This is a genomic window from Autumnicola edwardsiae, assembly GCF_031846505.1.
Lineage (GTDB): Bacteria > Bacteroidota > Bacteroidia > Flavobacteriales > Flavobacteriaceae > Autumnicola > Autumnicola edwardsiae.
Genome location: NZ_JAVRHP010000270.1, coordinates 1 through 831, shown reverse-complemented (window position 1 = coordinate 831; position 831 = coordinate 1). Strand labels below are relative to the sequence as shown.

At 34.7% G+C, this 831-nt stretch carries 1 protein-coding gene; it reads right to left on the bottom strand.

Translation table 11 applies throughout. The annotated features are described in order from the left end of the window. Nucleotides 1–177: 177 nt before the first annotated feature. A partial coding sequence (locus RM529_RS17590) for a hypothetical protein (RefSeq protein WP_311486033.1) occupies nucleotides 178–831 on the bottom strand: 654 nt, incomplete at its 5' end.

Here is an 831-nt window from a genome sequence, read left to right as displayed (position 1 = left end):
CCGTCTCAGTGATCGGATCCCGGAAGAAAATTTTTACCGACGTTTAAAAGAAGCCCTGAACCTGGAGTTTCTTTACCCGCTTACCTAAAAGATGGGGATAGCGGATAGAAAAGCATCGACCCGGTAGAACTAGCAATAAATTATATACGGTGTTACCTGTAGTGCTTATTTCAGATTTTAATTCGTAGTTGAGTATTCAGAGTCAAAAGTATTATTTTCAGTGTTAAAATTAACTGTCAATGTGTTATTATCAATTGAGCCTCCAGTTGATGCTATTGATTCTGAATTAGTAACTTCGTAAGATGTATTATTGTCAACATTTGTGACTTTTACATAAGTGTCCGATAAATAATTACTACCACTATTCACTTTAAATTTCACTCCAATTAAATTTGTGATTTCAACAGTTTTTTCGTCAGCCAATTCAGAGTAGGCTTGTGGGTCAATTATATTTGTTGTCTCACTTTGTGATTGTCCATTTTCATCATTCCACATAAATGTAATATCCAAATTCAAATCAGCATCAGAAAGTTGCGAAGTATATTCAATTTTGTAATTCGCAGTATTCGAGTTGTTGTTTGGTGTGTTTTCATCATCATCGCTACAACTTATTAAAATTAAAGCGAATAAAAGTAAAGTCATTTTTTTCATAAATTCTATTTTGTTTTTTTGCGTTTTGTTTGGTCGCATTACAGGTAACGTCCCGTATAAAAACAGTGCGAGTTTGCCAGCGATGATTTTCCGCAGGAAAATCAGATGCAGCAAGTACGCAAAGAGTTTCGATTCGAGACAGCTTTGAGCATTGTTTTTATATAGTGTCCCTGTTGCACA